The following is a 3069-nucleotide window of genomic DNA, read 5'->3' on the forward strand; positions in this document are numbered from 1 at the left end:
TTTTTAGCAAAGGGATTAGGGAATAGGGAGTAGGGAGTAGGGAGTAGGGAGTAGGGTGGGCAAAAACAGTGCGTAGGGTGCGTTAGGGGCGGACTTGCATTACTAGGTCAACGGCTGTGGGGAGATGGGGATATCGGGGGATACCCGACTCCCGACTCCCAAACAAATTTGTTACAAAAGTTTTCAAAATATGTTATAATAGAAGATTATTTTGTGTTATTATAAAAATGTGGTCGTTAAACGTCCACGGGAAGAGCCAGCCCACAGATTTTCTCGGGTCTCCGGCTGGCTCTTGGTCCCCATCTAAGGATTGGGTAAATCGACAGGATTACTCCTGTTTCGTCCCCTTGGCACCGTGCGAACAAGTCTCCAAGTACACGGCGCGACCAATTCCTTTAGAACTCATTTATCATTACCTCCTCTTTTCTTAGGTTTACGGTTTTGTACCTTTTGGTTTTTGTTCCGTTTCTTTGAGGGTTTTTTTATCCCGGCTTTCAGCATTTCCTGTATGTCGGGATTGGAGGCACCCAAGGCGTGTATGGAGTGGTGGCAATCGGCATGTAAATATATTAGATTATCATACCGGTCGTTCCCACCTAAGTGTTTTGGTATGATGTGATGTATGTGTAAATCATCACTTATACCTAAGGATTGATTGCAAACAGGACATATATAGTTCTGTCTGTTTGCTATTTTATCCTTCCCCGCAGAAAGTCTTCCTTTTGCCGTTTTTTCTCTTTGTTTAGCTTTGCGCTCTTCCCAGTATTCTTTTAAGTCAGGGTCATCTGGGCTGTTTGTATGTTGCAGGAGAGTATGGCGTTTTATAGGAATCCAGGCGAGTTTTTGAAGATATACTTCTTTTAAGGATTTGTCTCCGAATACCCATATGTCATCCCTGCCGGGACATAGCTTTCCAAAGTATTTTTTGGATATCCAGTTCCAGCTTTTTTTGGGATGTTTCCGTTTCCCCCATCTTTTTAATTTCCAGAATATGTATGAATCCAAGGAATTAAATGTTTTTTGGGCTACCACTCCATCATGATAATTTCCCCATCCTTTTATTTGAGGATTAAGTTTATTAATTATCAGTTCTTGTGATAAGCTTTTGAATCTTTTAAATTCCTTTTTCAAGTTCTCTTTGAACTTTTTGATATTTTTTTTGGAAGGTTTTATGAGGGTTACCAATCCGGTTTTTCTGGCGGTTGTTTTATATTTCCTAAAATTCCATCCGAGGAAGTCAAATCCTTGTGTTAGATGTTGTATTTGGGTTTTTTCGTCTGAGAGTTTCAAGCCTTTTTTGATTAACCATTTTTGAATGATTATCTTAGCGTTCGCTGCATCTTCTTCGCTTTCAGTTAAGATGACGAAGTCATCGGCAAAGCGGATGAATGCTCTTTTCGATATGTTGTCCCAATATCCTCCGGATTTTTTTCTAGTATCTTTTCGCCATATATATTTAATTCCCAACTCCTTTTCCATGCCGTGTAGAGCGATATTTGCCAGTAAAGGGCTGATTATTCCCCCTTGTGGAGTCCCTGAATCTGATTCAAAAAATACATTGTTGTCAATGTATCCTGCTTTAAGCCATTGGGCTATTAAAGTTTTGGCTGGAAATTTCCCTAATGTGTCTAAAAGTGGTTTATGTGCAATATTATCGAAACATCCGGAGATGTCGGCGTCTAATACCCACCACTTTCTATTGTTTTCGCCCTTAATGTTGTTGAATATCCTTTGTCTTGCGTCATGGGTGCTTCTGCCTGGCCTGAAGCCATATGAGGATGGTTCAAAGGTGGCTTCCCATTGAGGCTCTAATGCATTCTTGACGATACCTTGAATACATCTATCAATCATGCAAGGTATTCCCAGGGGGCGTTTCTTACCATTAGGTTTGGGAATATATACTCGTTTTGCCGGGATTGGTTTCCAAGCCTTGTAATCTTTTAGAGCATCGACCAACTCTCCCCTGGCTTCTGGATTTAATTTTGCTATTTTGTCAATGCCAGGGGTGTTTTTCCCTTTGTTAATTTGGGAGGCTTGTCTCACGGCTATGAGTATGTTTGAGTAGCTGCGTAGCATCAGGCGTTGCAGCTTGTTCACTTTTTTCCAATCGCCTTCACGAGTCGCGCGGAATATTCTACGTCTCAATTTCCTGACTTCCCTGTAGGCTTTCTTCCAATTAATGGAGTGCCAGTGGGTAGTTTGTTCAGTTACGATACCGTTCTTTGGGTTCGGTTCTATCTTTTCCATTACAATTAAGGATGAAAATGTATTATATTCCTCCCTCGGAATCAGTTCTGAAATTCAGCACTCTGCACGAGTTGAGGGATTTCCTCTATCCAACCGGTTATACGCTTTAGCGCTTTCCCGTTAGTTTTCACTGTGTTGGCTTTAGCTTGGTTCAGACTTTTACCGGATTGAGAGTTATACCCTTTCTTACGATTGGGCTACCCTATCTATCGACCTAAGCTAGGGACTCAATCTCGGCTTACCCGGTTACACACAAGGAAGATTCGAACTATAGGCTGTCGTCTCTACGCCGAGTCCGTGGAGTTCTCAGTTATCCAATATCTACTGGATTAACTCTTGGAGCTATTACTCCCATTACCGCTTTAGTAGGAGTATCAATTATTACGACGCTTCAATCAACGATTCCTTTCGTCAACCTATTGGTTCTTTCCTTAACGACCCATTGGCTTGCGGTATAAGTTACTGGTTACGCATTACCCTCTAGCTGTGAGATAAAACGATTCGGGATTATTCTAGCTAATGCCGGAATATCCATCTCGTAGTACCCCTTCGGGTAGGAACGAAGCTTGAACCCTAGCTTATAGGAAGGTTACGGAACCTCCACTTCCTTGAGCGCCTTCTTCGGTCGCCCAGATACATAGATTATGACTTACCATCAACGCCTACATCCATGGGTAATTATTAGGCTGTTATCAAAGATGCAACGGGTCGTTGTTGCTCGTTTCCGCAAGCGTTCAGATGCCGAGGGCCATTTAAAGGCTTTGAAACGGTTGATGCCGGATGCTGAATTTATTATTATTTTTGATCACGGCGAGCCTATAG

Annotated in this window: 1 protein-coding gene; it reads right to left on the reverse strand. The window is 42.1% G+C overall.

All coding sequences use genetic code 11. The features are described from left to right. Window positions 1–402: 402 nt before the first annotated feature. Window positions 403–2247, reverse strand: coding sequence for a group II intron reverse transcriptase/maturase (ltrA, locus tag F6K49_RS38625; RefSeq protein WP_293105734.1), 1845 nt, complete (start codon window positions 2245–2247; stop codon window positions 403–405). Window positions 2248–3069: the final 822 nt, after the last annotated feature.

It is taken from the genome of Moorena sp. SIO3I6 (genome assembly GCF_010672095.1).